28 protein-coding genes and 1 tRNA gene are annotated in these 25158 nt (G+C 50.6%); 11 read left to right on the forward strand and 18 right to left on the reverse strand.

Annotation, left to right across the window (positions count from 1 at the left end):
* A partial coding sequence (locus tag V6Z81_03270; protein ID MEG9861508.1) for a transposase occupies positions 1 to 197 on the reverse strand: 197 nt, incomplete at its 3' end.
* An 87-nt stretch (positions 198 to 284) separates the two neighbouring features.
* Between V6Z81_03270 and V6Z81_03275 the strand changes: the two genes are divergently transcribed.
* From V6Z81_03275 to V6Z81_03285, 3 genes are read left to right on the forward strand one after another with little or no spacing between them, the layout of a single operon-like run.
* Complete coding sequence (locus V6Z81_03275; protein ID MEG9861509.1) at positions 285 to 1589, forward strand: hypothetical protein; 1305 nt, start codon at positions 285 to 287, stop codon at positions 1587 to 1589.
* 15 nt (positions 1590 to 1604) lie between these two features.
* Positions 1605 to 2021, forward strand: a complete 417-nt coding sequence (locus V6Z81_03280; protein ID MEG9861510.1) for a hypothetical protein — start codon at positions 1605 to 1607, stop codon at positions 2019 to 2021.
* A complete protein-coding gene (locus V6Z81_03285) occupies positions 2018 to 3730 on the forward strand; it encodes a hypothetical protein (protein ID MEG9861511.1) in 1713 nt (570 codons plus the stop codon). The genes V6Z81_03280 and V6Z81_03285 overlap by 4 nt, the downstream gene beginning before the upstream one ends.
* Before the next feature lie 223 nt (positions 3731 to 3953).
* On the opposite strand, the gene V6Z81_03290 is transcribed toward V6Z81_03285, so the two are convergent.
* The 5 genes from V6Z81_03290 to V6Z81_03310 all read right to left on the reverse strand — a co-directional run bounded on the left by V6Z81_03290 (position 3954) and on the right by V6Z81_03310 (position 6731).
* Positions 3954 to 4436, reverse strand: a complete 483-nt coding sequence (locus V6Z81_03290; GenBank protein MEG9861512.1) for a Fur family transcriptional regulator — start codon at positions 4434 to 4436, stop codon at positions 3954 to 3956.
* Complete coding sequence (tsaB, locus tag V6Z81_03295) at positions 4430 to 5212, reverse strand: tRNA (adenosine(37)-N6)-threonylcarbamoyltransferase complex dimerization subunit type 1 TsaB (protein ID MEG9861513.1); 783 nt, start codon at positions 5210 to 5212, stop codon at positions 4430 to 4432. The genes V6Z81_03290 and tsaB overlap by 7 nt, the downstream gene beginning before the upstream one ends.
* 36 nt (positions 5213 to 5248) lie before the next feature.
* Complete coding sequence (locus tag V6Z81_03300; protein ID MEG9861514.1) at positions 5249 to 5842, reverse strand: malonic semialdehyde reductase; 594 nt, start codon at positions 5840 to 5842, stop codon at positions 5249 to 5251.
* Positions 5843 to 6403, reverse strand: coding sequence for a NifU family protein (locus V6Z81_03305; protein MEG9861515.1), 561 nt, complete (start codon positions 6401 to 6403; stop codon positions 5843 to 5845).
* A gap of 199 nt (positions 6404 to 6602) precedes the next feature.
* Positions 6603 to 6731: a hypothetical protein gene (locus V6Z81_03310; GenBank protein MEG9861516.1), complete on the reverse strand. Its 129-nt coding sequence runs from the start codon at positions 6729 to 6731 to the stop codon at positions 6603 to 6605.
* Between V6Z81_03310 and V6Z81_03315 the strand changes: the two genes are divergently transcribed.
* A complete protein-coding gene (locus V6Z81_03315; protein MEG9861517.1) occupies positions 6730 to 6978 on the forward strand; it encodes a hypothetical protein in 249 nt (82 codons plus the stop codon). The two genes, V6Z81_03310 and V6Z81_03315, sit on opposite strands and share 2 nt — an antisense overlap.
* 81 nt (positions 6979 to 7059) lie before the next feature.
* On the opposite strand, the gene V6Z81_03320 is transcribed toward V6Z81_03315, so the two are convergent.
* The gene (locus V6Z81_03320) at positions 7060 to 8361 is read right to left on the reverse strand and encodes an acyl-CoA dehydrogenase family protein (GenBank protein MEG9861518.1); all 1302 of its coding nucleotides are present in this window, start codon (positions 8359 to 8361) and stop codon (positions 7060 to 7062) included.
* Positions 8362 to 8695: 334 nt separating this feature from the next.
* Here V6Z81_03320 and V6Z81_03325 point away from each other — a divergent pair, with 334 nt between their 5' ends.
* Together V6Z81_03325 and fdxA are read left to right on the forward strand one after the other, a co-directional pair.
* On the forward strand, positions 8696 to 9166 hold the full coding sequence (locus V6Z81_03325) for a TerB family tellurite resistance protein (protein ID MEG9861519.1): 471 nt from the start codon (positions 8696 to 8698) through the stop codon (positions 9164 to 9166).
* A gap of 56 nt (positions 9167 to 9222) precedes the next feature.
* Positions 9223 to 9561 (forward strand): ferredoxin FdxA, encoded by a 339-nt coding sequence (gene fdxA / locus V6Z81_03330; protein MEG9861520.1) that lies wholly within the window; start codon positions 9223 to 9225, stop codon positions 9559 to 9561.
* Between the two features lie 47 nt (positions 9562 to 9608).
* On the opposite strand, the gene V6Z81_03335 is transcribed toward fdxA, so the two are convergent.
* Complete coding sequence (locus tag V6Z81_03335) at positions 9609 to 9794, reverse strand: hypothetical protein (protein MEG9861521.1); 186 nt, start codon at positions 9792 to 9794, stop codon at positions 9609 to 9611.
* Here V6Z81_03335 and V6Z81_03340 point away from each other — a divergent pair.
* From V6Z81_03340 to V6Z81_03350, 3 genes are all read left to right on the forward strand, one after another.
* A complete protein-coding gene (locus V6Z81_03340; GenBank protein MEG9861522.1) occupies positions 9793 to 10878 on the forward strand; it encodes a histone H1-like repetitive region-containing protein in 1086 nt (361 codons plus the stop codon). The two genes, V6Z81_03335 and V6Z81_03340, sit on opposite strands and share 2 nt — an antisense overlap.
* Before the next feature lie 67 nt (positions 10879 to 10945).
* Positions 10946 to 11782, forward strand: coding sequence for an RNA polymerase factor sigma-32 (locus tag V6Z81_03345; protein MEG9861523.1), 837 nt, complete (start codon positions 10946 to 10948; stop codon positions 11780 to 11782).
* 305 nt (positions 11783 to 12087) lie between these two features.
* A complete protein-coding gene (locus V6Z81_03350; protein MEG9861524.1) occupies positions 12088 to 12282 on the forward strand; it encodes a zinc ribbon domain-containing protein in 195 nt (64 codons plus the stop codon).
* 118 nt (positions 12283 to 12400) lie between these two features.
* Here the strand turns inward: V6Z81_03350 and V6Z81_03355 are convergent, their stop codons facing one another.
* Positions 12401 to 12736: a hypothetical protein gene (locus V6Z81_03355; protein ID MEG9861525.1), complete on the reverse strand. Its 336-nt coding sequence runs from the start codon at positions 12734 to 12736 to the stop codon at positions 12401 to 12403.
* Positions 12737 to 13044: 308 nt separating this feature from the next.
* Positions 13045 to 13518 (reverse strand): ankyrin repeat domain-containing protein, encoded by a 474-nt coding sequence (locus V6Z81_03360; GenBank protein MEG9861526.1) that lies wholly within the window; start codon positions 13516 to 13518, stop codon positions 13045 to 13047.
* Between the two features lie 284 nt (positions 13519 to 13802).
* Between V6Z81_03360 and V6Z81_03365 the strand changes: the two genes are divergently transcribed.
* A tRNA-Arg gene (locus V6Z81_03365) sits at positions 13803 to 13879 on the forward strand.
* 23 nt (positions 13880 to 13902) lie between these two features.
* On the opposite strand, the gene V6Z81_03370 is transcribed toward V6Z81_03365, so the two are convergent.
* The 7 genes from V6Z81_03370 to V6Z81_03400 all read right to left on the reverse strand — a co-directional run bounded on the left by V6Z81_03370 (position 13903) and on the right by V6Z81_03400 (position 21651).
* On the reverse strand, positions 13903 to 15522 hold the full coding sequence (locus V6Z81_03370; protein MEG9861527.1) for an NAD(P)/FAD-dependent oxidoreductase: 1620 nt from the start codon (positions 15520 to 15522) through the stop codon (positions 13903 to 13905).
* Between the two features lie 62 nt (positions 15523 to 15584).
* Positions 15585 to 17111 carry a glycerol-3-phosphate dehydrogenase gene (gene glpD / locus V6Z81_03375; protein ID MEG9861528.1) on the reverse strand — a complete coding sequence of 509 codons (1527 nt, stop codon included), beginning with the start codon at positions 17109 to 17111 and terminating at the stop codon, positions 15585 to 15587.
* A gap of 60 nt (positions 17112 to 17171) precedes the next feature.
* A complete protein-coding gene (locus V6Z81_03380) occupies positions 17172 to 17444 on the reverse strand; it encodes a hypothetical protein (protein ID MEG9861529.1) in 273 nt (90 codons plus the stop codon).
* A 137-nt stretch (positions 17445 to 17581) separates the two neighbouring features.
* Positions 17582 to 18481 carry an alpha/beta hydrolase gene (locus tag V6Z81_03385; GenBank protein MEG9861530.1) on the reverse strand — a complete coding sequence of 300 codons (900 nt, stop codon included), beginning with the start codon at positions 18479 to 18481 and terminating at the stop codon, positions 17582 to 17584.
* 61 nt (positions 18482 to 18542) lie between these two features.
* Entirely contained in the window at positions 18543 to 19484 is a 942-nt protein-coding gene (locus V6Z81_03390; GenBank protein MEG9861531.1) for an alpha/beta hydrolase, read from the reverse strand.
* An 18-nt stretch (positions 19485 to 19502) separates the two neighbouring features.
* Positions 19503 to 20102 carry a DUF924 family protein gene (locus tag V6Z81_03395; protein MEG9861532.1) on the reverse strand — a complete coding sequence of 200 codons (600 nt, stop codon included), beginning with the start codon at positions 20100 to 20102 and terminating at the stop codon, positions 19503 to 19505.
* A complete protein-coding gene (locus V6Z81_03400; protein ID MEG9861533.1) occupies positions 20083 to 21651 on the reverse strand; it encodes a long-chain-fatty-acid--CoA ligase in 1569 nt (522 codons plus the stop codon). The genes V6Z81_03395 and V6Z81_03400 overlap by 20 nt, the downstream gene beginning before the upstream one ends.
* A gap of 256 nt (positions 21652 to 21907) precedes the next feature.
* Here V6Z81_03400 and V6Z81_03405 point away from each other — a divergent pair, with 256 nt between their 5' ends.
* On the forward strand, positions 21908 to 23140 hold the full coding sequence (locus V6Z81_03405) for an LLM class flavin-dependent oxidoreductase (GenBank protein ID MEG9861534.1): 1233 nt from the start codon (positions 21908 to 21910) through the stop codon (positions 23138 to 23140).
* Between the two features lie 16 nt (positions 23141 to 23156).
* Here the strand turns inward: V6Z81_03405 and V6Z81_03410 are convergent, their stop codons facing one another.
* A complete protein-coding gene (locus V6Z81_03410) occupies positions 23157 to 24959 on the reverse strand; it encodes a long-chain-acyl-CoA synthetase (protein ID MEG9861535.1) in 1803 nt (600 codons plus the stop codon).
* Between the last annotated feature and the right edge of the window lie 199 nt (positions 24960 to 25158).

A 25158-nucleotide genomic window follows, 5' to 3' on the forward strand; every position in this document is an offset into this window, starting at 1 on the left:
TCCTTCTGTAGACGCTTCAGCTCGCGCAACTGGTCCGTCCCCATCCCGCCATACTGCTTCCGCCAGCGATAGTATGTCTGTTCCGTGACCCCGACCTGGCGGATTGCGTCAACACGACCTCTCCCCTGGCCGACCAGAACCTCAATCTGGCGTAGTTTGCTAACGATCTCTTCGGGTTTGTGCCATCTCTTTCCCATACTGGTACTCCTCCTGTTTCATATATTTACTAACATTCAGGGTGGACCAGTTAATAGGGGGAAGGTCAGAATGTAACGGAATTTCCTATGAAAGAAGAACCGCCGCATGATCAAGAATTATGTGAGATGTTGATCAACGCTGATAGGCAAGGGAAATTGATAACTCAGTTATGTAATTTTGATCGCCGTGGCGTGTCCAGCATCACTGAAATAATATCTAATCTAAATAATGATGGGAAAATCGCGTTACTTGCAACAAGGAATTTGGATGCCATAAAAAATCTTAGACATGATGATTTTTGGTCAATTCAAAATTCTCTGTCCGAGATCATTCCAACATTAAAATGCGAGACAACAGCACTTCTCCATTTTGTGAGGACTATGGTCGAAAAGGCAGGAAACGACCTAGCGGCATATTCGCCTGTATCATCGCTCACAAAATGGTGTAGCCATAACTCTGCACAGGCGTATGAAATCATAGAAGGCTCAAGGCAGTCGGACGAACTGTGTCTGCAATATTGTGTTTGCGCATTAGAGGGATTGGGAAATTTTAAACTAATCAGAGAATTTGCCAGCAATGATGATACGGCTTTATCAATAATTGGAATAAGAGCCATGGGGCTATTGGGTAATGAATTACCAGTGATATCAGCCAAAGAATCTATAAAAAAATGTCTTGAAACGTTGAATAATTTAGATAACGGCGAAGCCAGACTCACATCTATAGAAAGCGCATTCCGAATTTGGAATGAGAATAAGAAGATAGGCCATTACTTACAAACCCCATTTATCAAAGCGGTCACCGCCTCTAACGTCGATGAGGAACGACAAATGCTGGTATATTGCCTGTATCGTTATGTTGGTGGGCTCACAGAAAAGTCCATAGAGTCAATTCTTAAACATGCAACTAACAATTCAGAAAATTCTGAGGCGTTACTACGGATGCTAGATCAGGCGTTAGGTGGTTTTGATGAGCGCTGGAATTTTGAGCAGGTTGTAGACGTTTTTAACTCTCATATGCCACATGTATCAGATAACTTTGATATACGCGACTTATCCTATTTCTTCGATATGGTTTGGAACGCTCCAAGTAATACATCCTATGTGTTTTCATCCTGGCTTTATCTCGGAGATATACAACAATGTACAAAATTAGCATATGCGATTGATGAAAAAGGTGGTAACGACGTCACCTTATCATTTCTTAAACAACATGTCCCAGAATATGCCAATGATCAAATATTCATAGCGAAAAAATGCATTGGATTTCTTTGGAAGAATGAAGTTACAGCTGCTTCAATACTACTATCCCTATATAAATACAGCTCAAAGGAAGCGCAAACAGTTATTGAGGAATTATTATTTGATCCATTGTTAGTAAGCTATAATTAAGAACTACGCGACTATATGGAAACTCAAAGAACCAGTCGACCTAAACATGTTGGTGCCCTTGTTGGGCGAGTTTTGAATCGACAAGATGATTATCTTAAGGGAATAAGACCGTCCGACGATCTTGTAGAGTTTTATCCATCTACAGAACAACGACGTGCAGCTGCCCTCAAAGATCAAGAACGAAATAGAGAAATTCAAAAGATGGCTCGTGAGCAATCTATGTTTGCTGTTATTGCATCAACTGAGACTTTGCTTTATGGGCGTATGGCATTTACGACCGTACACCGCGAGGATGGCAAAACTTCTTCAAGGGTAGCACCATTACGTGAAATATCCGTCACCACTGAATTACCACGACTGATGGTAGTTGAACCCGCAAGATTCCAGCAGATGATTTCATCGTTTAGAGTTGAAAAAAGAGTCCCACAATGAAAATAATATTGAAAGAATATCTGGCTTCGCTAAGAGAGCGTGGTGATCTTGATCATGCTGTTCTACCTAATCTGCTGTCTGAACTTGGCCTAACGGTTTTGAATACACCAATGATTGGTACACGCCAGAACGGTGTAGACATAGCGGCAGTAGGAAAAATAAGAGGGGAGGATGATAAGAAATGTCTATATCTATTTTGTATAAAAGCCGGAAATATATCAAGAAACGATTGGTCAGCTAGTCCGCAATCCGTTTATCAGGAATTAAATCAGATAAGGGATGTTTATATACGCAGCAATGTCTCCAGTGAACACACAGATTTGCCAATAAAAATCTGTCTGTGTTGTGGTGGAGAGCTAGAAGAAACAATTCTCATGGACTGGGCTGGATACACTGAAAACTACTCAAGTAATAAAATTAATTTTGAGTTATGGAACGGAGACAGATTAGCAGAATATATGATGAAAGTCTTTCTAGCACGGGAATTATTGGAGGACGATTTGCGCAGCAATTTTCAAAAAGCCGTTGCGACTGTCACTGAACCCAGTACTTGCTACGCCTATGCCTTTAGGTTTTTGAAAGCGCTATTATCTCTAGAGTTTGATAACATCAAACAAAGGCTATTTAAACTCAGGCAGGCATATATCTGTATTCATACTATCAATGGCTGGGCAATTGAAGCTGGCAACTTAGAAAGCATTTACACAATTTCAGAGTTGGGCTTATTACTCAGTTGGGATGTCATACGAAAGGAAAAAATTCCTAATAGAAGAACTAAACATTATAATGAGCTTGTAACTATTCAATTGCAGTTTATTCATCTCTATATTCAAATGTCTGAAAAATATTTCAGAAAAACCACTTACCCATATGCAGATAAACTACATGCTTTATCAGTGGCGGTAAAGTCACGCGAACCTGTTGATGTCAATTTGGCGATGTTTGAATTAGTTGGCAGGTTGGCTATACGCGGTATTTGGGCCAACCGTCTTGCAAAATTGATACAAGATGAAAATGAAGAAACCACAAAACATCTCACTGATTTAATTCAAAAATCTATTGATACAATCGTTGATGTAATCAACAATAACCCAATTTTGAATAGCCCGTTAAAAGACGATCACATGATTGAAATGGCATTAATTATGATGCTTGCTCAACAAACCAATATGGTCGACAGGTTTTTGGGCTGGCTTCATAATGTCGGAATCCTTACTTCCGGGGCGCTACTTACGAACGGGCCATATCCTACATGTATTAGAGATTACGCTGACCTTTTATCGCACCCAGTTGATGCGAGTGAGGATTATCGCAAGGAGGCATGCGCGGGCAGCATTCTTTATCCATTTTTGTTTCTCTGGTTACACAACATTAACAAAGAATCAGATATTGCTACATTTGTCTCTAGACTATCAGATAGTATTCCTGATTGTACACATCAAGCATGGTTGCCAGATGAGAAAACAGACGACCAGTTGTGGTCCGGTGGAACAAATCACGGTGTCTGTATAATAGGGCTGAATCCAAAAATAGGACGGGAGAAGATGTCTGAGGCGTTAAATAATGCCTACGACAAGTATAATGCGATTAGTGAAATAAGCGCAATGAAACGCAACTTGTACCCGTTACTGTTAACCGCCTGCAGGCACTACAGAATGCCAGTACCTCCCACATTTTGGTTCAGTGGACCGCTTTCATTGTTCCGATAGCGATATTCGGGGAGAGCTGTATCCTCTCCCGGCGTTCTCGTACACTTGACAAGTACGTCAATTAACTAACTAACTGCGGAGTAGAAATTTATAAATGATTCTTTACATCATCCGTCCATAGCTGTCTGTGTTCATCATCAAAAATGGCTCTCTATGGCGGAATCGAAGTACCCACATGCGGATTTAAGGCAGATTGCAATCCGCCGGACTCAAACTCCATTTATCACTTAGTTTTTTTGCCTTTACCCTTGGAAAGAGGCACACCATAGAGTTCCAGACGATGGTCCATAAGGCGGTAGCCTAATTTGCGGGCAACCTCCTTTTGCAATTCCTCAATCGTGTCATCGCGAAACTCGACAACCTTACCCGACTGCAAATCAATCAGATGGTCATGATGCTCGTCGGGTATGGCTTCATAACGCGACCTGCCATCGCGAAAATCATGGCGTTCCAGAATCCCCACCTCTTCAAACAGACGCACGGCCCGGTAAACGGTCGCCAGAGAAATCCGGCTATCCAAAACGCTCGCCCGCCGGTGCAGTTCTTCTACGTCAGGGTGATCGTCAGCCTCAGACAACACCTGCGCTACAATCCGGCGCTGGCCGGTCATGCGCAACCCTCTGGCAACGCACCGTTCTTCCAGAGACAGTTTGCCCGCTTTGTTCTTCTGGTTTTTTTCTTTTTCTGCTTTTACGTTTTTTACCATCCGCTCACCCTCTGCGGTAACCGCGCATCAGGAGGACGCAAATAAAGCGGCGACGCACTTTCTTCACTCTCCTCATTACCCGCAACGCGCCGTTGGAACAGATCATAATTGGATGCCATAACACGGGTATCGGGCACACCGGACGCTTCGGAAAGGGTAATATATCCCTCCCGCAGCCACTCTGCCACCCTGTCCGGCACTCCATCCGCCGATATGATTCGCAGGCGCTCAACGCCCTCGCCTACCAAAACGGTGCCACGCTTAAGAAGATCCGTCACCTCCTGCGGGCTTGCCATGAAAGGAGCCTGCGCCCCACTTTCAACGCTCTTTTCAGAAGAGGGCTGGTACGGAAAAAGCTGAGCATAAAGAGCGCCCCTCGGGGCATTCAACAGAACCATAATATGTTCTTCGTGAGCCCTTGGTTCGTAATCATAATCATGATCAACAGACCCATAATGAACCTTGTGGCCGACAAGGATGGCCTCAAACACGCTGACTCCCCTTACGGGTATATCGTGTGCCAGCGCCAACCCGCGCGCGGCGGCAAGGCCAACGCGCACTCCGGCAAATGTCCCCGGTCCGCGAGTGACGACGATGGATTCAAGATCGTCATAGGCCACCGCCGCCTCTGTCATGACATCCTGCACCATGGGAAGAAGCGCCTCGGCGTGACCGCGCCGCATCGGGGTGTTGCGGTAAATCAGGGAGCCGTTCTCTCCCTTGCACAGGGCTACGGAACACGCCCCTCCGCAACTTTCTAACGCCAGAATGTTCATGCTGTTACGTACAGGAAAATGCCAAACGAATTGGCGTCAAACGATCTGGCAAGCTTTTTCAAAATCAAGCCGGGGCGAACGGGGATGTATCCCCTCGGGGTCGCCGTATCCTATATTGCACAGGAAGTTTGCCGTGAAGCGGCCATCGGGAAAATATGCCTTGTCCACCGCTGCGGAGTCAAAACCCGACATGGGGCCGCAATCAAGACCCAAGGCGCGCGCCGCCAGTATGAAATATCCCCCCTGAATGGAACTGTTGCGAAAGGCCGTCTGTTCGGCAAAGTCTTCATTGCCTGAAAACAGAGCATCCACACCCTCCATAGCGGGAAAGATATCAGGCAAGTGTTCATAAAAGCGCTTATCGTAAGCCACAATGACGGTTGCCGGAGCGGCCATGCTTTTTTCCTGATTGGTCTCCATCAGCATGGGGCGCAGGCGTTCTTTTTCCATTTTTGTCACGACAAAGACCAGCCGCGCCGGAGAGCAGTTGAAACTTGTCGGCGGCCACTTCATCAAATCATAAAGGGCGCGCATCGTTTTTTCAGTAATCCGGTCAGACGTCCATCCGTTATGGGTGTGCGCCCCGCTAAACAACTGTTCCCGCGCCGCTTCAGAAAGGGGTTCAGCCATTCAGACGGCCCGTACTTCGGTTACTTCAGGGACGAAATGGCGCAACAGATTTTCAATGCCATGTTTCAGGGTCTCGGTCGCACTGGGACAGCCCGCACACGCGCCCTGCATGTGAAGATAGACGACGCCCTCCTCAAAGCCATGAAAGAGAACATCACCGCCATCCTGAGCGACGGCGGGACGTATTCTGGTATCCAGTATTTCCTGAATGGCGGTGGCGGTTTCAGAATCGGCCCCGCCATGCTCGGCATGAGCACTGCGCGCTTCATCGTCCAGCAAAAGAGGCTGCCCGGCCGAGAAATGGTCAACAATCGCCATCAAGACGGCCGGCTTGAGTTGTTGCCAGTCATCCCCCGACTCAGGCGCTTTCGTCACGGTGATGAAGTCGGCGCCAAAGAAAACACCGGTAACGCCATCAATGGCGAATAATCTTTCGGCCAAAGGGGAACGGCGGGCCGCTTCTGGATCAGGGAAATCCGCCGCGCCGGAGCCCAGGACTTCACAGCCCGGCAAGAACTTCAATGTCGCCGGATTAGGCGTGGATTCGGTCTGCACAAACATGGGGCATACTCCCTAACGGGTTAAAACATAAGGCTCTTGAATGGCATTCACGGATGGCATCATCGTACCTGATTGGCCGAATTTCTTCAACGGGATATTTGTGCGGGGTGATGGAGCACCTTCGATGATGGCGGATATCTAACAAATTTGTGACCTGTAATTGATGTGGTCACACCATGATTATGGGATAATGTAATAATCACAGATGTGCCGGGTCTATGGCATCCGGCACTAATCCAGAAGGAGGCCGGATCACCGCAGGCGCGCCTGTGGCATGGTCAGAAGCCAGCCTGTCTTCTATAGAAGTAAACAAATGGAGAAAGAACATGAAAACCTTAACAGCTATTGCTTTTGCGCTTACGATGGCTTTTGCTTTCGGAAGCCCCGCTCATGCCAATGATAATTTCTGGTGCAACGTCGAATATAACTGGACCGGAGGTGGAGATTGTGCACCCGGCAGCCAACTGCTTGGAGAGCTGAGCCTGATCACCCCTGCTCATGCCGGTGACCAGCTACCATCATGGGACTGTTTTGTTGACGGCTGGTCTGACCCTGACCCCGCCAGTTGCCGGTAAAGCAGAATTGGAGGTTAAACGGCCTCTCATTCAAGAGAGTTAACACCACTAACGGCGGGCCGGATTTTCCGGTCTGCCGTTTTAGTTTGCCGCCGGTTGAGACTTCCCTGAAGGACGCGGGCCCGTGAAGCCAAACAGATGCCCTGCCACGCGGCGCATCTGAATTTCTTCCGACCCTTCGGTAATTCTGTACCGCCGGTGATGGCGGTAGATGTGCTCGAAAGGCATGTGACGCGAGTACCCCATGCCGCCGTGCACCTGCATGGCCGTATCGGCGGCCTGACAGACCAACCGGTTGGCACGGTAGTTACACATGGAGACCTTGTCGGACAGGTTGACCGCTACGTCCTTTTTTTCCATGTGGTCCATCTGCCAGGCGGTCTTGTATATCAGCGTGCGCAATAATTCGCATTCGGTGTGCAGTTCCACAAGGGGAAACTGGATTGCCTGATTGGCCGCCAACGGTTTGCCGAACGGTTTGCGGGCGCGGGCATAGGCGACGCTCTCGTTGATGCAATATTGCGCCGCTCCCACTCCGGACGCGGCCTGACGGATGCGGTTTTCATGAACAAAATGCTGCGCCAAGGCAAGCCCTCCGCCGGGCCGGCCGAACACGGCGTCCTCCGGCACCCATACATCCGTCAGCGAGATGCGCGGATGGTCTGTCGGCATGTTGAATGTCCAGAGATATTCCTCAATTTTAAATCCCGGGGTGCCGGTCGGCGTGAGCAAGCATGTTATGCCGGAAGCATCACCCGGAGCGCCACCGGTGCGGGCGAAAATCATATCGTGGGTGGCGACATGAAGCCCCGTGTTCCACATTTTCTCGCCATTAATCAGCCAGCCATCGACTCCGTTGCGCTGTTCCGGCACGGCGGCGGTTTCCATCCATGTGGCATCGGACCCGTGGGCGGGTTCGGTCAACCCGAAAGCCACGCGGTGGGTGCCCGCCAACATGCCGCCGATGAACTCTTCTTTCTGGGCGGGCGTGCCGAAATCACGGAACATCAAAACCTGCGGGAAATTACCGACAATAGAACTCTCGTTTTGCAAATCATTGTGCAGGCCCAGTCCTTTGGCCGCGAGGTGTTCACGAATGACCGCCATGGCAAGGTTAGACCCATTTTGGCCGCCATATTCCACGGGCAAGGCAAAGCGCAAATGACCCGCCGCATCGGCGCGGCGACGCATCTCGGCCAGCAAGGCCTCCCAGTCCTCATGCGGCAAGCCGCCCTTATCCCAATCCGTGCGGGCGTATTCCCGGCGATGGTCAAAGAAGCGGATATTGTCGTCCTGCTGCTCAAGAGGTTTAATCTCGCGGGCGATGAACTCATCCAACTCCGCAAGATAGGTCTTAATTTCCGAAGGTATTGTGAAATCCATAAATGTTGCCCGCTCTCCGCTCTCTACTTTTCATGACGTGACCGGCCACTCGCCGTGAGCCGCTCCCCGTGAGCCACTACCGCAATTATTATGGGAGCAAGCCCCGTCCGCGTCACTTTGTTTTTTTCCCCTGTTTTTGGCCTGTCAAAACGCCTCCCGAAGAGGGTAGTCTATATGTATAAAACATTGATAAGGCACAATATTTAGTAGTGAACAAAGGACGAAACCAGGCCTGAACTGATTCGTACACTGTTTATTCTCCATAGGTTCACCCTGGAGGGGTATTCTCAAGAGCCATTGCCGTTAGCCGTTTTTCCCTGTAGAGATTATTGCCATGCTAAACAAACTTCGTGATCTATTCCGCCAGACACCTCCTGTTGAGGCCGATAACGACCCCTCCGAGGTTCATCTGGCCTGTGTGTGCCTGATGATCAGGGCGGCACGTATTGACGGCGATTATACAGACCGTGAGCAGGCGAGCGTGCGCGATGCGGCACACACCCTAACCGGCCTGACTGACGATGACCTGCACGACCTCATCGCCAGAGCCGAGAAGGATGAACATGATGCCAGCGATTTATACCGCTGGACCCGCCACATCAACCGGGCTTTCACGGAAGAGGAAAAAATCCACCTCCTTGAGGGCCTATGGCAAATTGCGGTCAGCGAGGGGGGTATTCATCATTATGAAGCAAACCTATTGCGGCGGGTTACAGGACTGATATACATTCCTGATCGTGAGTCGGGCGTAGCGCGGCAGCGGGTTATGGCGCGTCTTGGCAAAGCCGATGTGATGCCTACATAATAGTATGCTACTATAAATATACCAATTACAGACCGGCTGACACCGGCAGGGAGATCATGACCTATATCGTTACGGAGAATTGCATCAAGTGCAAATACATGGACTGTGTGGAAGTCTGCCCCGTGGATTGCTTTTATGAAGGCGAGAACATGCTGGTTATTCACCCGGATGAATGTATTGACTGCGGGGTGTGCGAGCCGGAATGTCCGGCGGAGGCTATCAAGGCCGATACCGAGCCAGGTCTTGAGGAATGGCTGGCCATAAACACCGAATATGCGAGCCGGTGGCCTAACATTTCCGTGTCACGGGAGCCTCCGGCGGATGGCGAGCAGTATGACGGGGTTGCTGATAAATATAAACGCTTTTTCAGTGCGGAGCCGGGCGATGGGGACTAGCGTTTAACGCAAACCTGTGATACTGTGGCATTTTCCGGGCGAGGGGTTCAGGAAAAACAGGTGTAATCGGGTGCGGTGTCGGGCATGGTCCGTAAAATCGGGGTAAAAACAACCAAGGGAAGCGCCAAAACCCCTAAGGGGAAGGTAGCGTCCGGCAGCAAGGGCGGAGGCGGCAAGGCGTCCGTATCCTCCAAATCCGTGCGCAAAAAGCCAACCACAAAGAAGAAAGTCATGGCCAAAAAAACAGCGGCTAAAAAGCCGATCGCTAAAAAAGCGGCCGTGAAAAAGGCCGTCACGAAGACATCTGCCGCTAAAAAAGCGGCGGTGAAATCCACGGCTAAAAAAACAGCGGCTAAAAAAACCGTAGCCAAAAAGGCGGTTGCCAAAAAAACGGCCCCTAAAAAGGTAGCCACCAAAAAAGCCGTAACCAAGAAGGCCGCGAAGACCGCCAAGAACCCGGCGGTGAAAAAGGCTGCCGCCAAGACATCTGCCACTAAAAAAGCGGCGGTGAAATCTGCCTCTAAAAAAACAGCGGCTAAAAAAACCGTAGCCAAAAAGGCGGTTGCCAAAAAAACGGCCGCTAAAAAAGTAGCCGCAAAAAAAACACCGGCCAAAAAAGCCACATCAAAAAAGACAGCACCCAAAACAGCAGCCAAAAATGTTGCGGCGAAAACAACAGATGCCAAAACACAAACCCGGAAAGCGCCGCCTCAAGCAGCCGCCAAGCCCAAGACCACTCCCCCAGCCGCGCAAGATAGCGAACAGAGGTTCACCGCTCAGGAGCATATCGTCTACCCAGCCCATGGTGTCGGGCAGATTATCAACATCGACAATAAGGAGATTGCGGGCATCAAACTGGAATTTTACGTCGTTAATTTTGAGCGTGACAAAATGACATTGCACATTCCCACCGGCAAGGCGGTTCAGGCGGGAATGCGTAAACTGGCAAACCCCGAGACCGTGAAGGCGGCTGAGACCAAACTGCAAGGACGGGCCCGCATCAAGCGCACCATGTGGAGCCGCCGTGCTCAAGGATATGAAGCCAAAATCAATTCGGGCAATTTGCTTGCCATTTCTGAAGTGGTGCGCGATTTATTCCGCTCCGACAGCCAGCCCGAGCAGTCTTATTCCGAGCGCCAGCTTTATGAGGCGGCCCTCAACCGCATGGCTTGCGAGATAGCGGTTATCAAGGATATGACCGTTGAGGAAGCCGTTGAGTATCTGGAGGGTATTTTAGGCCGTGCCAGCGAGGTGGCCGAAAATGCGGAAAAAAAAGCGGCCGATGGTGCGGCATCCACCGATAAGGCCAAGACGTAGATTAGTCACAAAGTAGATTAATCATAAACCAGACTCTATAATGATCCGGTTACGAGTGAGCGGACACATGGTGAGTGAAGAAGCAAATATCTGGCGTAGTTGCCGTTTTTTAATCAGACGTGCAACCCAGGCGTCTATCCTGACTCCCTACCGAGAGAGGGAACTGGCCCGCCTGTGGATTACGGAGCAAGACGAAACCGCTCTTCACGAGCTGGTCAATTCTTATTTGCGCCTTGCTATCGCCATGGCTAAGCGTTTTCGACATTATGGTTTGCCCGTTAGTGATCTGGTGCAGGAAGCCAGCGTGGGTTTGATGCAGGCGGCGCAACGTTTTGAGCCGGACCGCGGCGTGCGATTTTCGGTTTATGCGGGTCTGTGGATTCGCTCTACGATTCAGGATTACGTGTTGCGTAACTGGTCTATCGTACGCACCGGTACGACAAAAGCGCATAGAGCGTTGTTTTTTAACCTCAATCGTCTGAAGGCTCTTCTAAACGAGACCGGCGATATGCCTCTTAGTCTGCAAAACAGGCAGGAGATTGCGCGCCGGTTACAGGTGCCTCCGGCTGAGGTGGATGCGATGGAGGCGCGCCTTTCAGCACGGGACCAGTCGCTGGATACCCATCAGGATATTTTGCATTGCCCACAGCCTCTGCCGGAAGAGACCGCCATCGAAAACCACGACAGAGCCGTATGGCGTGACTGGTTGTATTCGGCTCTCAAGCAGCTGAGCGAGCGGGAGCAGATTGTCATACGCTTGCGGCGTCTTCAGGAGGAGACCGTCACTCTGGAACGTCTGGGAGAATATCTGGGCGTTTCAAAACAGCGTGTGCGTCAGATTGAGCAACGGGCGCTGGACAAACTGTGTGCAGCTTTGCCCCAATATTTAACCGCCGGACTTTGATCTCCTTGTACGTAACAGGGAATATAGTTCCGGATGGTAAACACAAAGGACAGATAGCAAAAATAATTTTTGTTTATCTTATGGCGAGTTATAAACAACATAACCCCAGCGGTTTGATTGCCTCCTGTTACGTGTTAGACCATGAACACGGGGAAAAGATATCCGCCCTCATTTCCTGGCCGGTTGAAAGCCTTATGATAGCAGAGGGTTCAAAGGTTTCGATGAATTGACGCGTAAGGAACAGGATGAAATGAAAACGAGAGTTATAAGAATTACATTTAATACGCCAAAAGAGGGGGGTTTTTATGACCAAACTCTTTGAATGTCCGGCATGTGAAAAGCCGGTGAAGCCGGACGGAGAGACCTGCCCTAACTGCGGGGCAGCGCTGGAACTACCACCAGAATTTTTGAAACAACAGAATGATCCGACAATGCTTATCGGCTGCTTTGGAATAGCCTTTTTAACGGTTCTTGCCCTTATTGTGGGTGTAGCGGTTTAACCCGGCTTCAAAAAAAGGAAAAGTGACCGGCTGTTTTCGGCATGCCGGAAGACATAAAAAAAGGCGACACTGCTAACGCAGAGCCGCCTTTTCTCAAATTATATAACCGCTTTTAGGGTTACCGGGCACCCTCGACTTCTTCGAGGTCTTCAATCAGGCGGTTAAGCTGTCCGCCGTCGTCCCACCAATTCTCAATGGTGTTGCCCCAGGATTCAAACTCACTTTTGAATCCAGCTCCAACGTGGGTGGCATGAGCAGGCGTAATAACACCCAGACTGCCAATCTCGTCGAGGTCTTCAATCAGGCGGTTAAGCTGTCCGCCGTCGTCCCACCAGTTTTCAATGGTGTTGCCCCAGGATTCAAACTCATTTTTGAACCCGGTTCCAACGTGGGTGGCATGGGCCGTTGAGGCCGTAAACGCCATTACAAAAGCAATTGAAAGTAATGTTTTCATGATTAGAGACTCCTTTAGTCCTAGTTAGCTAAACCGGAAAATCCGGCTGATTTCCATATTACCACCTTAATCCATAACACAACATCAAACCGCTTCACAATTCGGTTATATAGTTGTTATCACCCCCAGTTCTCCAGAGGGGACGGTGCTGATTCACGTCACAACAACAAGAGAAATCAGTAAAAGGATGAAAATATCCAGAGATTCTCCAGAGTTAGAATAGAGCTTCTATTTGTTTGATTATTTTAAGTATTTGGTCATTCTACACTTTAGTAACCAACCCGAAATCCCTTGATTCAACCTTATTTTTAACGGTGTTGAGCCTCTTTAAGGCGCTGGAAAACTTCAGTATTTTTGAGAGCCTCATTGATCCTGGCATAATAAAAAGGTGTGTACCCCGCTGAATCACGCGCCGCGCCATCGGCCCCACGGTTCAGTAACGCTTCCACTACCGCCGGTGTTTTGCTAAAGCGCCCCGCAACATGCAGAGGCGTTAACCCATTAACCTTATCACGAGCCTCTATATCAGCCCCATGGTCCAGCAACAGTTCCACCACTGCCGGCGTCTGGCTGACCGCTGCGGCCCCGTGAAGGGGCGTTAAACCATTCTTATTGCGTCCATTGATATCAGCGCCCCGGCCGAGAGCGGTCTCTACATCGGCCGCCGTGGCCGTCTTCCAAAATGATATATCCAGCAACGCATTGTCTTGCGCCCAGAGGTGGGAGTGTGAGACCGCTAACAATAACAGACACCCCAAAAAGATACTCGCTTTTGTTTTCATGTCGAATTCCTTGCCTTACATCTCTCAACGGGATCTATCATATTAGATCTCCCAGCTTTGTTAATACCAATATCACCGTCGGGCGATGTTGTAACCGGCTTCCGACTCCGCCCCGGCAATCCCGAGAGTAGCCCTGACGGGCGCACCCCGGCAGGCCCACAACATTAGGGCTCACCATGAGCTTTTACGGAAAGATTGCAGCATAAACAATAAGTGTGGTGGATGTCCACGGAGTTGCTCCTGTTTTGTTTTACCATCTCCGCTATTATACATTTCACTAACGAGGCCCCGTAGCTCAGCAGGATAGAGCGACGGATTCCTAATCCGTAGGTCACAGGTTCGAATCCTGTCGGGGTCACCACCAGCGCCCTCTCCGGCGCATTGTCATTGCATTGTGATGTGGCTGTAACCTTCTGCCACAGCGGCCTCCAGAAACTCTCTGTACCGGGGAGCGCCGCCCCAATAGGCGTGGTAGCGAACTTTTCCCTCTTCACGGCCTTCTATGTTGGTGTTATAGCCAGTGAACCAGCCTTTGCTTTTGCCGAAGGGCATTCTTTTCTGGGCAGCTATGACGTGTCTTACCCATTGATCTTCGGCCTGCTTCCGAGCCTCAATATAAGTGTATCCTTTATCAAACACATGAGTGAGCAGGTTGGTTATCCAATCAACGCCTACTTCAATGGCGCGGGGATAATTCGTGGAGCCCGACACGCTTTGCGGACCGGCAACCATCAACATGTTGGGAAAGCCGTGGGTCATCACTCCAATATAAGTGCGGGGGTTATCGCGCCATTTTTCACCCAGAGTTTCTCCGTTTGCGCCGGTAATCGTTATGCGATCAAACGCGCCGGTGATGGCATCAAATCCGGTGGCGTAAATGATAAGATCCAAATCATAATGAGAAGCAGACGTCTCAATTCCTTTGGCAGTTACGCGCTCTATAGGCGTTTCACTTAAATCTACAAGATGCACATTGTCGCGGTTGTAGGCTTCAAAATAATTGGTCTCAAGAGGTAAACGCTGCATTCCGAAGCCGTGATCTCTGGGGATGAGCTTTTCTGCAACCTGAGGGTCTTTGACGCGTTGGCGGATGCGGTCGGCGACATAGTCTCCTAAATCTTTGTTGGCCTGTTTATCCAGATATGTTTCGGGAAAGTTTGCCAGTAGCAGGGCGAACCCGGGTGTTTCGTAGAGTTTATCCCATGTGGCGTGGCGCTCTTCTTCCGTGAGGTCCCAATATCCCCGCCGGTCGGGCAGATGTTCAAAGCCGCCCATAGATTGATTGCAATTTGCGAATATCTCGTCAAAGCGTTGGCGGATTTTTTCCATGTCCGCATCGGTGATGGGAGCATTATTGAGAGGGACACTCCAGTTGGGGCGGCGTTGAAAGACGGTAAGACTGCCCACCTTACCGGCAATATCGGCGATAATCTGAATGCCTGTCGCGCCGGTTCCGACAATGCCCACCTGCCGACCCCCCAGAGGTGTTGTTTCATGGGGCCACCAATAGCTATGAAAAGCCTCGCCCTCAAAGGTATCCATGCCCTCAAATTGAGGGAGGACGGGAATAGAAAGAACACCGATGCTGGTGATGACAAAGCGGGTCGTAACAGTATCGCCTTCCTCCAGTGTCAGAGTCCAGAGGCGGGTATCATCGTCCCATGCCATTGTTTTGACGGGAGCGTTAAAGCGCATGTGGCGGCGCAGATCAAACTTATCGGTTACAAAGTTGAGGTACTTCAGATTTTCTGGCTGGGAGGAGAATAATTCTTTCCAGTGCCATTCATTCAGCACTTCTTTTGAGAAAGAATAGCCGTAGGTATAGCTTTCGGAGTCAAAACGTGCTCCCGGGTAGCGGTTGCGGTACCATGTACCGCCTAAATCTTTGTCGGCTTCCAGCACGAGGGCTTTTACGCCCATATCCACCAGTCGTTTGATCTGGTAGATACCGGCCACGCCCGCTCCGATAACAACCACGTCAAGATGTTGACTGTCTTTTGCCACTCTCAATGCTCCTTAACTTTTTGCACATTCTAGCACGAAAAAATTATAAGGCTTCTTATGGGTTATCTGACGACGTTTTTATCTGCGGCAGACGTATCCCCAAACCACGCCTCTACCGCACCCCTGCCGGTATCACTCAGCGTCAACGCCATACGCGTGCGGCGGTTGAGAAAATCATCCGCCCTCTTCACACCCTCCTGCGCCCACGCATAACACAACTCCGCCTCCGGAACACCCTCAGCAATTTCTCCTAACGGTCCCGCACCCAAGACAGCACGCGCCCGCGACCCATACGTAAAACACCAACGCCGCCATACCCCGGAGGCAACCCCCTCAGGCACACAAGCAGCCTCTTCCTCCAACGCCACACGCGCCAACTCCCCACCCGGAAACACGCCCCGTGCCGTCCATGACTCGCCAACCTCCAGACCCATACGGCCCAAGACTTTCATCAGCTTCTCCGCCAACGCCCGATGAGTCGTCAGTTTGCCCCCATAAACAGAAACCAGCCCACCACGCCCGTTCCGCTCAACCTCAAAACGATAATCCCGACTAACCGTGCGCACCTCCGCCCGCCCGTCGTCCAGCAAAGGTCTCACCCCCGACCACGATGACACGATATCTCCCGCCCCCATATCGCCATGAGGCCACCGAAAAAAATAATTACTCATTCCCAAAAGATAATCCCGCTCCTCCTCAGAACAATACGCCTCCGCCGGGTCACCCTCCTCAACAATTTCCGTCGTGCCAATAATCAAAAACCTGCCCCCCAACCAGGGCAACATAAAAATCACCCGCCGGTCAGAACCCTGTAACGTCCACGCCACCCTATCCACTAGCCCTAAAGCCCCCTCATCAAAAGGCATCTCAACAACAATATGGCTACCACGAACCAAACGAACAGACCGCTTTGCCGGAACGCCCCGAACACGCTCCAGAATATCGTTCACCCACGGCCCCGCCGCATTCACAACAAAACGGGCGGTTATCTCCTGCCTGCCTGAAGCATACGTATACGCCACCCGCCAACCATCAGGTACCGGACGCACACTATTAACATCTCTATAATTACCAACATCGGCACCATGCGCCCGGGCATCCATAAGCAACTCTACGACCAGACGCGCATCGTTTCCCCAACAGTCCGCATAATGCAAAACCCGTCCCAAACCGGAACGCCTTAAATAAGGTAAACCTGCAACCTCATCAGACCCCAAAGCACCGGAGGCCTCCAGACCATCACCAAAAGACAAGCCGTCATACAAGCCCAAACCAAGACGCACCATCCACGCCGGACGCGGCGAATCCGCATAAAGAGGCATCAAAAACCGCAAAGGCCATACCAGATGAGGCGCGTTTGCCAGCAAAATCTGCCGCTCCCGCAAAGATTCCCGAACCAGACGCACATTAAATTGCTCCAGATACCGCAAACCGCCATGTATCAATTTTGAAGACGTCGAGGACGTTGCCGCCGCATAATCATCCCGCTCAGCTAAAAAAACCCGCAAACCACGACCCGCCGCATCGCGCGCCACAGCCGCCCCGTTAATGCCACCACCTACAACGGCTATATCAAAATCATGAGTCACGATACCGCCTCTAACGGTTTAGACAGGGCCCCTGACCTCCAGCCTGCGACCCCCAGCTTCCTACTTACTATAATCCCAGTAGGATTTCTCCTCCACAATGTCTGAATTAAGCAGTTGGTTTATTTCTTTCTTCAAGGCCGTCCGCTTATCATTGTGATGATAAACGCTGCGTGCCAGTTTTATAAAACTCTCACCAAAATCACACCGCGCTTCGTGGTCACGAATATCATCCTCAATATCCCACAACGCCTCATTGACCGAGCGTAATGCTGCAACCAAATCATCTAACTGCGACGAAGAGATAACAGCATCCCTACGTACGCCCTCCAACAAGGCCAACTCATGAGCAATATGAGTCTACGCCGCTCCCTTTATGCGTACCGCCTTAATTTCAAGAATGGTTATTTTATCCAGTAACTCTCCCGGCCCCACCGGAACCTGTATGACCGGAGAAGCGGCAACCATCAGGCCTAAACAGCCATGGCCCGCGCAGCATGGTCAGCAATCGCACCGGTAATCTGCTCATTCAGTTGAGGGGGTAAATTATGACCCATGCCGTCAATCTCTAAAATTTCGGCATGGCCAATAACTGCCGCCGTATCCCGGCCGCCCTCAACCTTCACCAGCGGATCGTCAACCCCGTGAATAACCAGAGTCGGCGCACTGACAGACTTCAACCGTTTTCTGCGGTCACCATCGGCCAAAATTGCCGCCATCTGCCTCACCATGCCCTGAGGATAAAATCCGCGCCTGAAAGCCGTCTCAACCAAATCACGCAAGTCTGTCTCCAGCACGTCAAACCCCGGAGAGCCAATTGCCCGCAACGTATCAATACCCCGCGCAACCGCACCCTCATAGTCCTCCTCCGGATTAATGGCCGGAGCCATCAACGCACCCATTGCCTCCGGCGTGCCGGGCGGTAAATCCGAATTGCCTGTCGTGGACATGATAGACGTCAAAGACAAAACCTTACCGCCATGCTCAACCGCCACCAGCTGGGCAATCATACCCCCCATAGACGCCCCCACAACATGAGCCTTATCAATGCCCAGAGCCGTCAACAACCCCGCCGCATCTGCCGCCATATCAGATAAAGAATAATCACTCGTTACATGTTCACCCGCCTGACTCTTCGTCACCATCTCCATCATGTCCGGCACGGGAAAATCATCCATCCGCGACGACATGCCAACGTCACGATTATCAAAACGAATGACAAAAAAACCTTTATCCGCCAGCATCTGACAAAAAGGTTCGCGCCACGCAATCATTTGCGCCCCCAACCCCATAACAAGAAGGATCGCAGGGTCCGCCTTGTTACCAAACGTCTCATACTCCAGAGTAAGTGAACCAACCTTGATTGCCGTCATAATATTTCTCCTGTCTGCCCTATTATTATCTCTACTCTATTCTACTCTGTTGCTCTCCACCCTATCGTAAAGCATCCGTCAAAACCAACGCCGCATCACGAGCGCCCTCGCGAGCCGCCGCAACAGCGCCCTGAAAAAATAAAAACCCATGAACAAGGCCCTCACACACCCGATATTCAACAGTAACACCAGCCTCCTTTAGAGCATCCGCATAGGCCTTACCTTCATCCAGCAACATATCATGGCTCGCCGTAACAATACAGGCAGGCGGTAAATTGCTAAGGTCCTCCGCTAACAAAGGAGACGCTGCCGGATCAGACCTATCTTTCTCGTCAGGCAGATATTGTGATACGAACCACTCCATAGTCTGAGAGTCCAGATAAAAACCCTCCGAAAATGTTTCATAAGACGCGCGTCGATTAACTACATCCGTAGAAGGATAAAACAACAACTGAAACGCTAACCGAGGCCCACCCATATCACGCACACGACGCGCTACAACAGCCGCCAAATTACCTCCCGAAGAATCCCCCGCAACCGCAATACGGCCCGGATCAATATCCAGAGTGCTCGCATTGTCTTCTACCCAAACGGCTGCAGCATAGGCATCATCTACCGCCGCCGGAAAGGAATGCTCCGGTGCGCGGCGGTAACCGACCCCTATCACCCGGCTCCCGCTGTCATTTGCCAGTGTCCGGTAAATCCGGTCATGAGTGTCAAGACTACCCAAACTCCACCCGCCCCCATGATAATAAACAACTGCCGAAGACCGTGCCCCCGCCGCAACAGGGACATAAAGCCGTGCCGGAATAACACCCGCCGGGCCTTCTATCTCAAGCTCTTCAACCCGCCCGATGGCTACATCATCAGCGGCAAAATGCTTTAACCTCTCTCTGTATAAGTGTCTGGCTATTTCCGGCGTTACATCCTCTGGTACAGGCTCTACGTCACGTGCCAGCCCGTCCAAGAGAGCACGCATCTGCTCATCAAGAGATTTCATCATCGCTTCATTACCCCTGCACTACCGGCCACTAAATCCACCCATTTCCAGAAACTCAACCTCGCCTTTTGTTGATGTCCGCCCCAATATCATGTTGCGATGAGGAAAACGTCCAAACTTTCGAATAATATCACAATGACCCTTCGCATACTCTAACGTTTCCCCGCTATCCAAACGCTGCTCACAATAACCAACACAACGCTCCTGAATCTCAATATCTTCAGCATGCATAAACGGCATATAAAACCACCTGCGCATCACATCCGGTACCTCAAAATCAAAGTGCCGCTCAATCGCACGCTCCGCAACACCAAGCGCTAAAGCATCACTTTCATAGGCCTGCGGTGTGTCGCGAAACATGTTACGCGGAAACTGATCAAGGGTAATCACCAGCGCCAAGGCACCTTCCACATTCTCTTCCCATGCATTCAGATATCTGGCCTTTGCCTGCTCATACAAAGAGGCGAATTTGTCTTTCACCTGCGCATCAAACGTCTCATCAGGAGAAAACCAGCGTTCCGGACCCGCCCCAACCCAGAAGTTCAACACATCACGAGATGTTAATGCCTCCATGAACGTGTGAGTGTTTGCCCCGATGTGCTCAACTGACCTGACGGTCATGCCCTTCCCAATAAGGTGCACGCAACTCCCGACGCAAGACCTTACCGGTTGGATTGCGAGGCAGCATCTCTACGAAATCAATACTCTTCGGGATTTTATATCCGGCAATATGAGTCCGAGCGAACTCAATAATATCCGCCTCCGTTGCAGACTCTTCCGGCTTAAGAACAACAAATGCCTTAACCGCCTCGCCCCACTTTTCATCCGGCACACCAACAACCGCAACATCAGCAATAGAAGGATGAGAAAACAGAGCATTCTCCACCTCTGCGGGATATATATTCTCACCGCCAGAAACAATCATATCTTTGACCCGATCATGAATATAGAGATATCCATCATCGTCAAAATATCCCGCATCGCCAGTATAAAACCAGCCATCGCGAATAGCGTCTTTGGTAGCATCGGGACGATTCCAATAGCCTTTCATGACACATTTCGCCCGCAAAACAATCTCGCCGACTTCATCGACCCCTGTAGTCTTGCCATCTTCATCCACCGTGCGTATCTCAATCCCCGGGCTAACCTTGCCACAAGAGCGCAACTTACCCCGGGCCGGATCATGATCTTCCGGCGGCAAAAAAGTAGCCCCACCAGTGGTTTCGGTTAACCCGTAAACCTGAATAAAATCACATTTGAAAATTTCCTGGGCCTTAAGCAACAGATCTTCGGCAATAGGAGAGGCACCATAAATCACCACCCGCACACTGGATAGATCAGCCTTGTCAATATCCGGAAGCATCGTCACAAACAAAATCACTGCAGGGACCATAAACAAAATGCCAATTTTGTATGTTTCCACAAGGCGTATAATTTCAGCAGGATCTACCTCTTTCATCACAACGTTCTTGCACCCATGAGCGAAACCTATAACACCTACGTTAACGCCCGCCACATGAAAAATCGGCATACAAACAAGGTTGCCTTCGTCTACTTCCCAATCACCCCATCCGGCGGCCACCGCCTGCTTGAGTACCTCTACGTAGTTATGATTGGTCAGCTGGACGCCCTTAGGATACCCTGTCGTACCACTCGTGTAGAGTTGGATAACGTCATTTTCCGGTGCCTGAGATAAGTCAGGAGCCTTTGCCTCATGACTATCGCGCCACTCCTTATAAGAAGGCCAGGCGGCGTGACCACCATCCATGGCGATAATCGTCCGCAAATCAGGGCAGCCGCCCTTTATTCCCTCGATCAATTCATAATACTCAGCGCCGACAAACAAGATTTCCGCTTTGGCATCCTTGAGCACATAGGCCACTTCCTTTGGGGCCAAACGCCAGTTCACCCCGACAATGACCGTATTAGAAAGAGCAGACCCCGCCAATACCTCAAAGTAAGAGTCCGAATTCTTGCCCATGAACCCGACACGGGTATCCGGCTTGCACCCCTCGGCTATCATTCCCTGAGCAACCCGACACCCATAATCATAGAGTTCTTTGTAGGTCGTCTCCTGCCCCTCAAAAATCTGAGCAATAGCATCGGGGTTTTTATCCGCCTGCACGCGAAAAATATCTGCTACGGAATGCACTCGGTCAAAGTCAATCATGAAGCCCTCTCCTCTTTAGCTTACCTCTTTGGCTTTAAGTTTACCCAGATTGAAGCGTCTGACAAGCATGGACTGTGATTGTAAAGACTCCCGCGACGTAAAGCGCACTTTTTCGCGCATTGTCTGAATTATTACATAAAGCACTGCCATAATAATAACCGGCCAGAAACAAATTCCCGCACGACATTTGATCTCGCTACACCCAAAGTTTATGATCTCCAATCAGACCTGTACGCCACAAGACAAGGACACAACCATGACCGCTTACCGGAACAAACTACGCTTTGGCGCTTTTATCGCACCCTTCCATGCTCTTGATGAAAACCCAACTCTCGCCATGGAACGCGATATGCAGCTGGTTGAGTGGATGGATACGCTAGGCTACGACGAAGCGTGGATTGGCGAACATCATTCCGCCGGTTTTGAGACCATTGCCTCGCCGGAAGTGTTTATCGCAGCGGGGGCCGAGCGCACACGTCATATTCGCCTTGGCACGGGTGTTTCTTCATTGCCCTATCACCATCCCCTCATACTGGCGGACCGCATTAACCAACTCGACCACATGACACGCGGACGCACCATGTTTGGCGTCGGGCCCGGCGCTCTGCCATCAGATGCCTTTATGATGGGTATAGACGTACAAAAACAGCGCGACATGATGGATGAAGCCATTCGGGTTCTGGTGCCTCTCTTGCGGGGCGAGACGGTCACCGCAAAAACCGACTGGTTTGAACTCAAGGAAGCCCGTCTTCAGATGACGCCCTACAGCCGTCCGCATATAGAAATAGCAGTTGCCAGCATGGTTTCTCCCTCCGGTGCGCGGGCAGCCGGCCATTTTGGTCTTGGGCTTTTGTCAATCGGCGCTACCACCGCAGGCGGCTTTAACGCGTTGGCCTCTAACTGGAACATCGCCGAAGACATGGCAAAAGAAAATGCCGCGGCCATGGATCGTAACGCATGGCGTCTTGTGGGGCCCGTGCATATTGCGGAAAGCAACGAACAGGCACGAAAAAATGTGCGTTTTGGTCTGGAAAAATGGTTGGCCTACTTCCGCGATGTGGCAGCCCTGCCTCTGGCTCCCACCGATGGTGACGACCCGATAGATGCTCTGATTGAGTCGGGCCTAGCAGTGATTGGTACGCCGGATGATTGCATAGCCCAGCTTAAGCGGTTGGAAGAAGCATCCGGCGGCTTTGGGTGTTTTCTCCAGATGAGCCATAATTGGGCGGACTTTGAGGCCACCAAACGCTCCTACGAACTCATTGCACGTTATGTCATGCCGGCCTTCCAGTCGCAAAATGACACCCGGCAAGCCAGTTACAACTGGGCAGGAGAAAATCACGACACCTTCACAGGGGCCGCCATGACGGCCATCGGGGCGCAGATTGAGAAGCACATTCAGGAAAAAGGCGAAGGCGATATCAATCCCGATATTCTGGCAGCGCGAGCGGCCATGGCGGGCGACAAAAAGTCCGACGCCGCCGAATAGATGGTGCTGCTAAAAACTAAAGCCGGATATCACCCCGGGTGATGCGGCCGTGAAGTGCGGTATCCAGGGGTATGAACTTGTCTGTTTCGGGATCCCTAAAATAAAGCGGGTCGCTGATATTTTCCGGATCATACCCCTCGGCTACCAAATCTACCTTGCGATGCTTAAACGTACCGGTAACGCCTATCTGTTTTTGTAGCCTCAAGAAAACAGGGCGCGCGTAAGAGGCCAACTCACGGTTAAGATGGTCCTGCAAAGCAGTAAAATCCGGATTACTCTCCACAACAAGAGAGACCATACCGGCACGCCCATCAGCACCCGGCACTTCAACACCGTAGACATTAGCCTCCTGCACACCGGGGAACACTGATAAGACTTCCGCTACTTCAGAAGTGGCCACATTCTCACCTTTCCAACGGAAAGTATCTCCAATGCGATCAACAAAATAAAAATAACCCCGCTCATCCTGCTGCAACAAATCGCCGGTGCGAAACCACATATCGCCCTCTTGAAAGACGTTGCGTAAAATCTTGCGCTCCGTCGCTTCACTATCGGCGTATCCCTCAAAGCGAGTGGTGGGGTCATCCGGATCTTTGTCAATCTGACCGATCATCTCTCCTACCTCATTAGGTTCGCACCGTATGCAGAATCCGTCCACACCGCGAACAGGCGTCTCAGTCTCAATATCAAAACGAACAATGTCTACATTAGAAGCCTTGCTCGCCCAACGCGGAATCCGACCCACCGCCCCAGGTGAACCATCCTGATTAAATAGCGCTACATTGCCCTCGGTTGCGCCGTAAAACTCAACAACTTTAGGTATCCTAAACCGCTTCTTAAAATCCTCCCAGATATCAGGCCGCAAACCATTACCCACCGCAAGACGGATTTGATGCAGGTTTTCATTGAAATTCTGCGGCCCGTTGAGTAAATAACGGCATAATTCACCAATATATTGAAACAATGTGGCCTCAAAGCGCACCGCATCCTCCCAAAATGACGAGACCGAAAAACGCTGCCGAATAATCACAGATCCACCCGCCATAAATGCTATCCCCACGGCACACACGCCTCCCGCCGAATGATACAGGGGCAACACAATCATCATCCTGTCTTTTGCTTTGGCGTTGGTCAGGGCAGCAAACCCTATCATCATATTTTTAATCCGACGGTGAGTGATATTGGCCGCTTTAGGGTTACCTGTCGTGCCGCTGGTGTATATGTAGAGGCATTTATCATCCATAGTTACAGCGGCGCGAACCTCCGGACCAAGAGGCGCACCGGACATGCTCTCCAAAGCCTCATCAAGATCGTGAGACCCCTGCACCTTGCCGCCGGTAGCCCACACCTCGATGGGTGAGTCAAGTTGATCAACCGCCGTTGCATAATTTTCTGCCAACTCCGCCCCTAACACGATATAACGCGCACCGGAGATGCCTAAAGAATAGGCCAACTGCTGTGACGACAAATTCGTGTTAATCAATGCTGCTATACCTCCCACCTTAATAATACCAAGCCACGCTATGAGATATTCCGGGCGATTTTCCATCATGAGGGCTACCACATCGCCCCGGCCAATACCTTGCGACTGTGCCCAACGTGCATATTGATTAGCAGCGGCATTAAATTCGCCGTATGTCCACGTGCGATTATCAAAAATAATAGCCGGACTATCCGGTGTCTTGCGGGCAAACTCTTCAACGATATCTACAATGGTGCGATCCCCCTCTTCCGTCGCCGCCTTTCTCACGCGCCGTAACACCCTGACTGTGCCGTAAAGAAAAGCCGCATCCGCACGTATCCGCTGCAAAAGTCCCATCTTTATTCCCTCTCTACTTTTTTGGCTATGGACCGCCTATGACAACCGTCTATTACAAAGGCCCCGCCCGAGATTATGCGCAAAAAACTACCGGGCAACAAGCCCTCTTAAGACAGGGTATGACTATCAACACTACCAACCCCTGAATAAACTTGTGAAAAGAGAGTGAAACGCCTAGAGTTGCGGAAATATTTACCAA

Source organism: Parvularculales bacterium (genome assembly GCA_036881865.1).
Classification (GTDB): domain Bacteria; phylum Pseudomonadota; class Alphaproteobacteria; order JAPOUT01; family JBAJNM01; genus JBAJNM01.

Coding starts and splice junctions, on each gene's coding strand:
- V6Z81_03310 (MEG9861516.1), bottom strand. CDS start 6,731: ATGTTCTTTCTCCATTTGTTTACTTCTATAGAAGACAGGCTGGCTTCT.
- V6Z81_03400 (MEG9861533.1), bottom strand. CDS start 21,651: ATGATTGACTTTGACCGAGTGCATTCCGTAGCAGATATTTTTCGCGTG.
- V6Z81_03290 (MEG9861512.1), bottom strand. CDS start 4,436: ATGGTAAAAAACGTAAAAGCAGAAAAAGAAAAAAACCAGAAGAACAAA.
- V6Z81_03410 (MEG9861535.1), bottom strand. CDS start 24,959: ATGGGACTTTTGCAGCGGATACGTGCGGATGCGGCTTTTCTTTACGGC.
- V6Z81_03280 (MEG9861510.1), top strand. CDS start 1,605: ATGGAAACTCAAAGAACCAGTCGACCTAAACATGTTGGTGCCCTTGTT.
- V6Z81_03305 (MEG9861515.1), bottom strand. CDS start 6,403: ATGTTTGTGCAGACCGAATCCACGCCTAATCCGGCGACATTGAAGTTC.
- V6Z81_03395 (MEG9861532.1), bottom strand. CDS start 20,102: ATGACCGTCAGGTCAGTTGAGCACATCGGGGCAAACACTCACACGTTC.
- fdxA (MEG9861520.1), top strand. CDS start 9,223: ATGACCTATATCGTTACGGAGAATTGCATCAAGTGCAAATACATGGAC.
- V6Z81_03320 (MEG9861518.1), bottom strand. CDS start 8,361: ATGGATTTCACAATACCTTCGGAAATTAAGACCTATCTTGCGGAGTTG.
- V6Z81_03340 (MEG9861522.1), top strand. CDS start 9,793: ATGGCCAAAAAAACAGCGGCTAAAAAGCCGATCGCTAAAAAAGCGGCC.
- V6Z81_03325 (MEG9861519.1), top strand. CDS start 8,696: ATGCTAAACAAACTTCGTGATCTATTCCGCCAGACACCTCCTGTTGAG.
- V6Z81_03390 (MEG9861531.1), bottom strand. CDS start 19,484: ATGATGAAATCTCTTGATGAGCAGATGCGTGCTCTCTTGGACGGGCTG.
- tsaB (MEG9861513.1), bottom strand. CDS start 5,212: ATGAACATTCTGGCGTTAGAAAGTTGCGGAGGGGCGTGTTCCGTAGCC.
- V6Z81_03360 (MEG9861526.1), bottom strand. CDS start 13,518: ATGAAAACAAAAGCGAGTATCTTTTTGGGGTGTCTGTTATTGTTAGCG.
- V6Z81_03385 (MEG9861530.1), bottom strand. CDS start 18,481: ATGACGGCAATCAAGGTTGGTTCACTTACTCTGGAGTATGAGACGTTT.
- V6Z81_03335 (MEG9861521.1), bottom strand. CDS start 9,794: ATGACTTTCTTCTTTGTGGTTGGCTTTTTGCGCACGGATTTGGAGGAT.
- V6Z81_03350 (MEG9861524.1), top strand. CDS start 12,088: ATGACCAAACTCTTTGAATGTCCGGCATGTGAAAAGCCGGTGAAGCCG.
- V6Z81_03355 (MEG9861525.1), bottom strand. CDS start 12,736: ATGAAAACATTACTTTCAATTGCTTTTGTAATGGCGTTTACGGCCTCA.
- V6Z81_03300 (MEG9861514.1), bottom strand. CDS start 5,842: ATGGCTGAACCCCTTTCTGAAGCGGCGCGGGAACAGTTGTTTAGCGGG.
- V6Z81_03405 (MEG9861534.1), top strand. CDS start 21,908: ATGACCGCTTACCGGAACAAACTACGCTTTGGCGCTTTTATCGCACCC.
- V6Z81_03315 (MEG9861517.1), top strand. CDS start 6,730: ATGAAAACCTTAACAGCTATTGCTTTTGCGCTTACGATGGCTTTTGCT.
- V6Z81_03275 (MEG9861509.1), top strand. CDS start 285: ATGAAAGAAGAACCGCCGCATGATCAAGAATTATGTGAGATGTTGATC.
- V6Z81_03345 (MEG9861523.1), top strand. CDS start 10,946: ATGGTGAGTGAAGAAGCAAATATCTGGCGTAGTTGCCGTTTTTTAATC.
- V6Z81_03285 (MEG9861511.1), top strand. CDS start 2,018: ATGAAAATAATATTGAAAGAATATCTGGCTTCGCTAAGAGAGCGTGGT.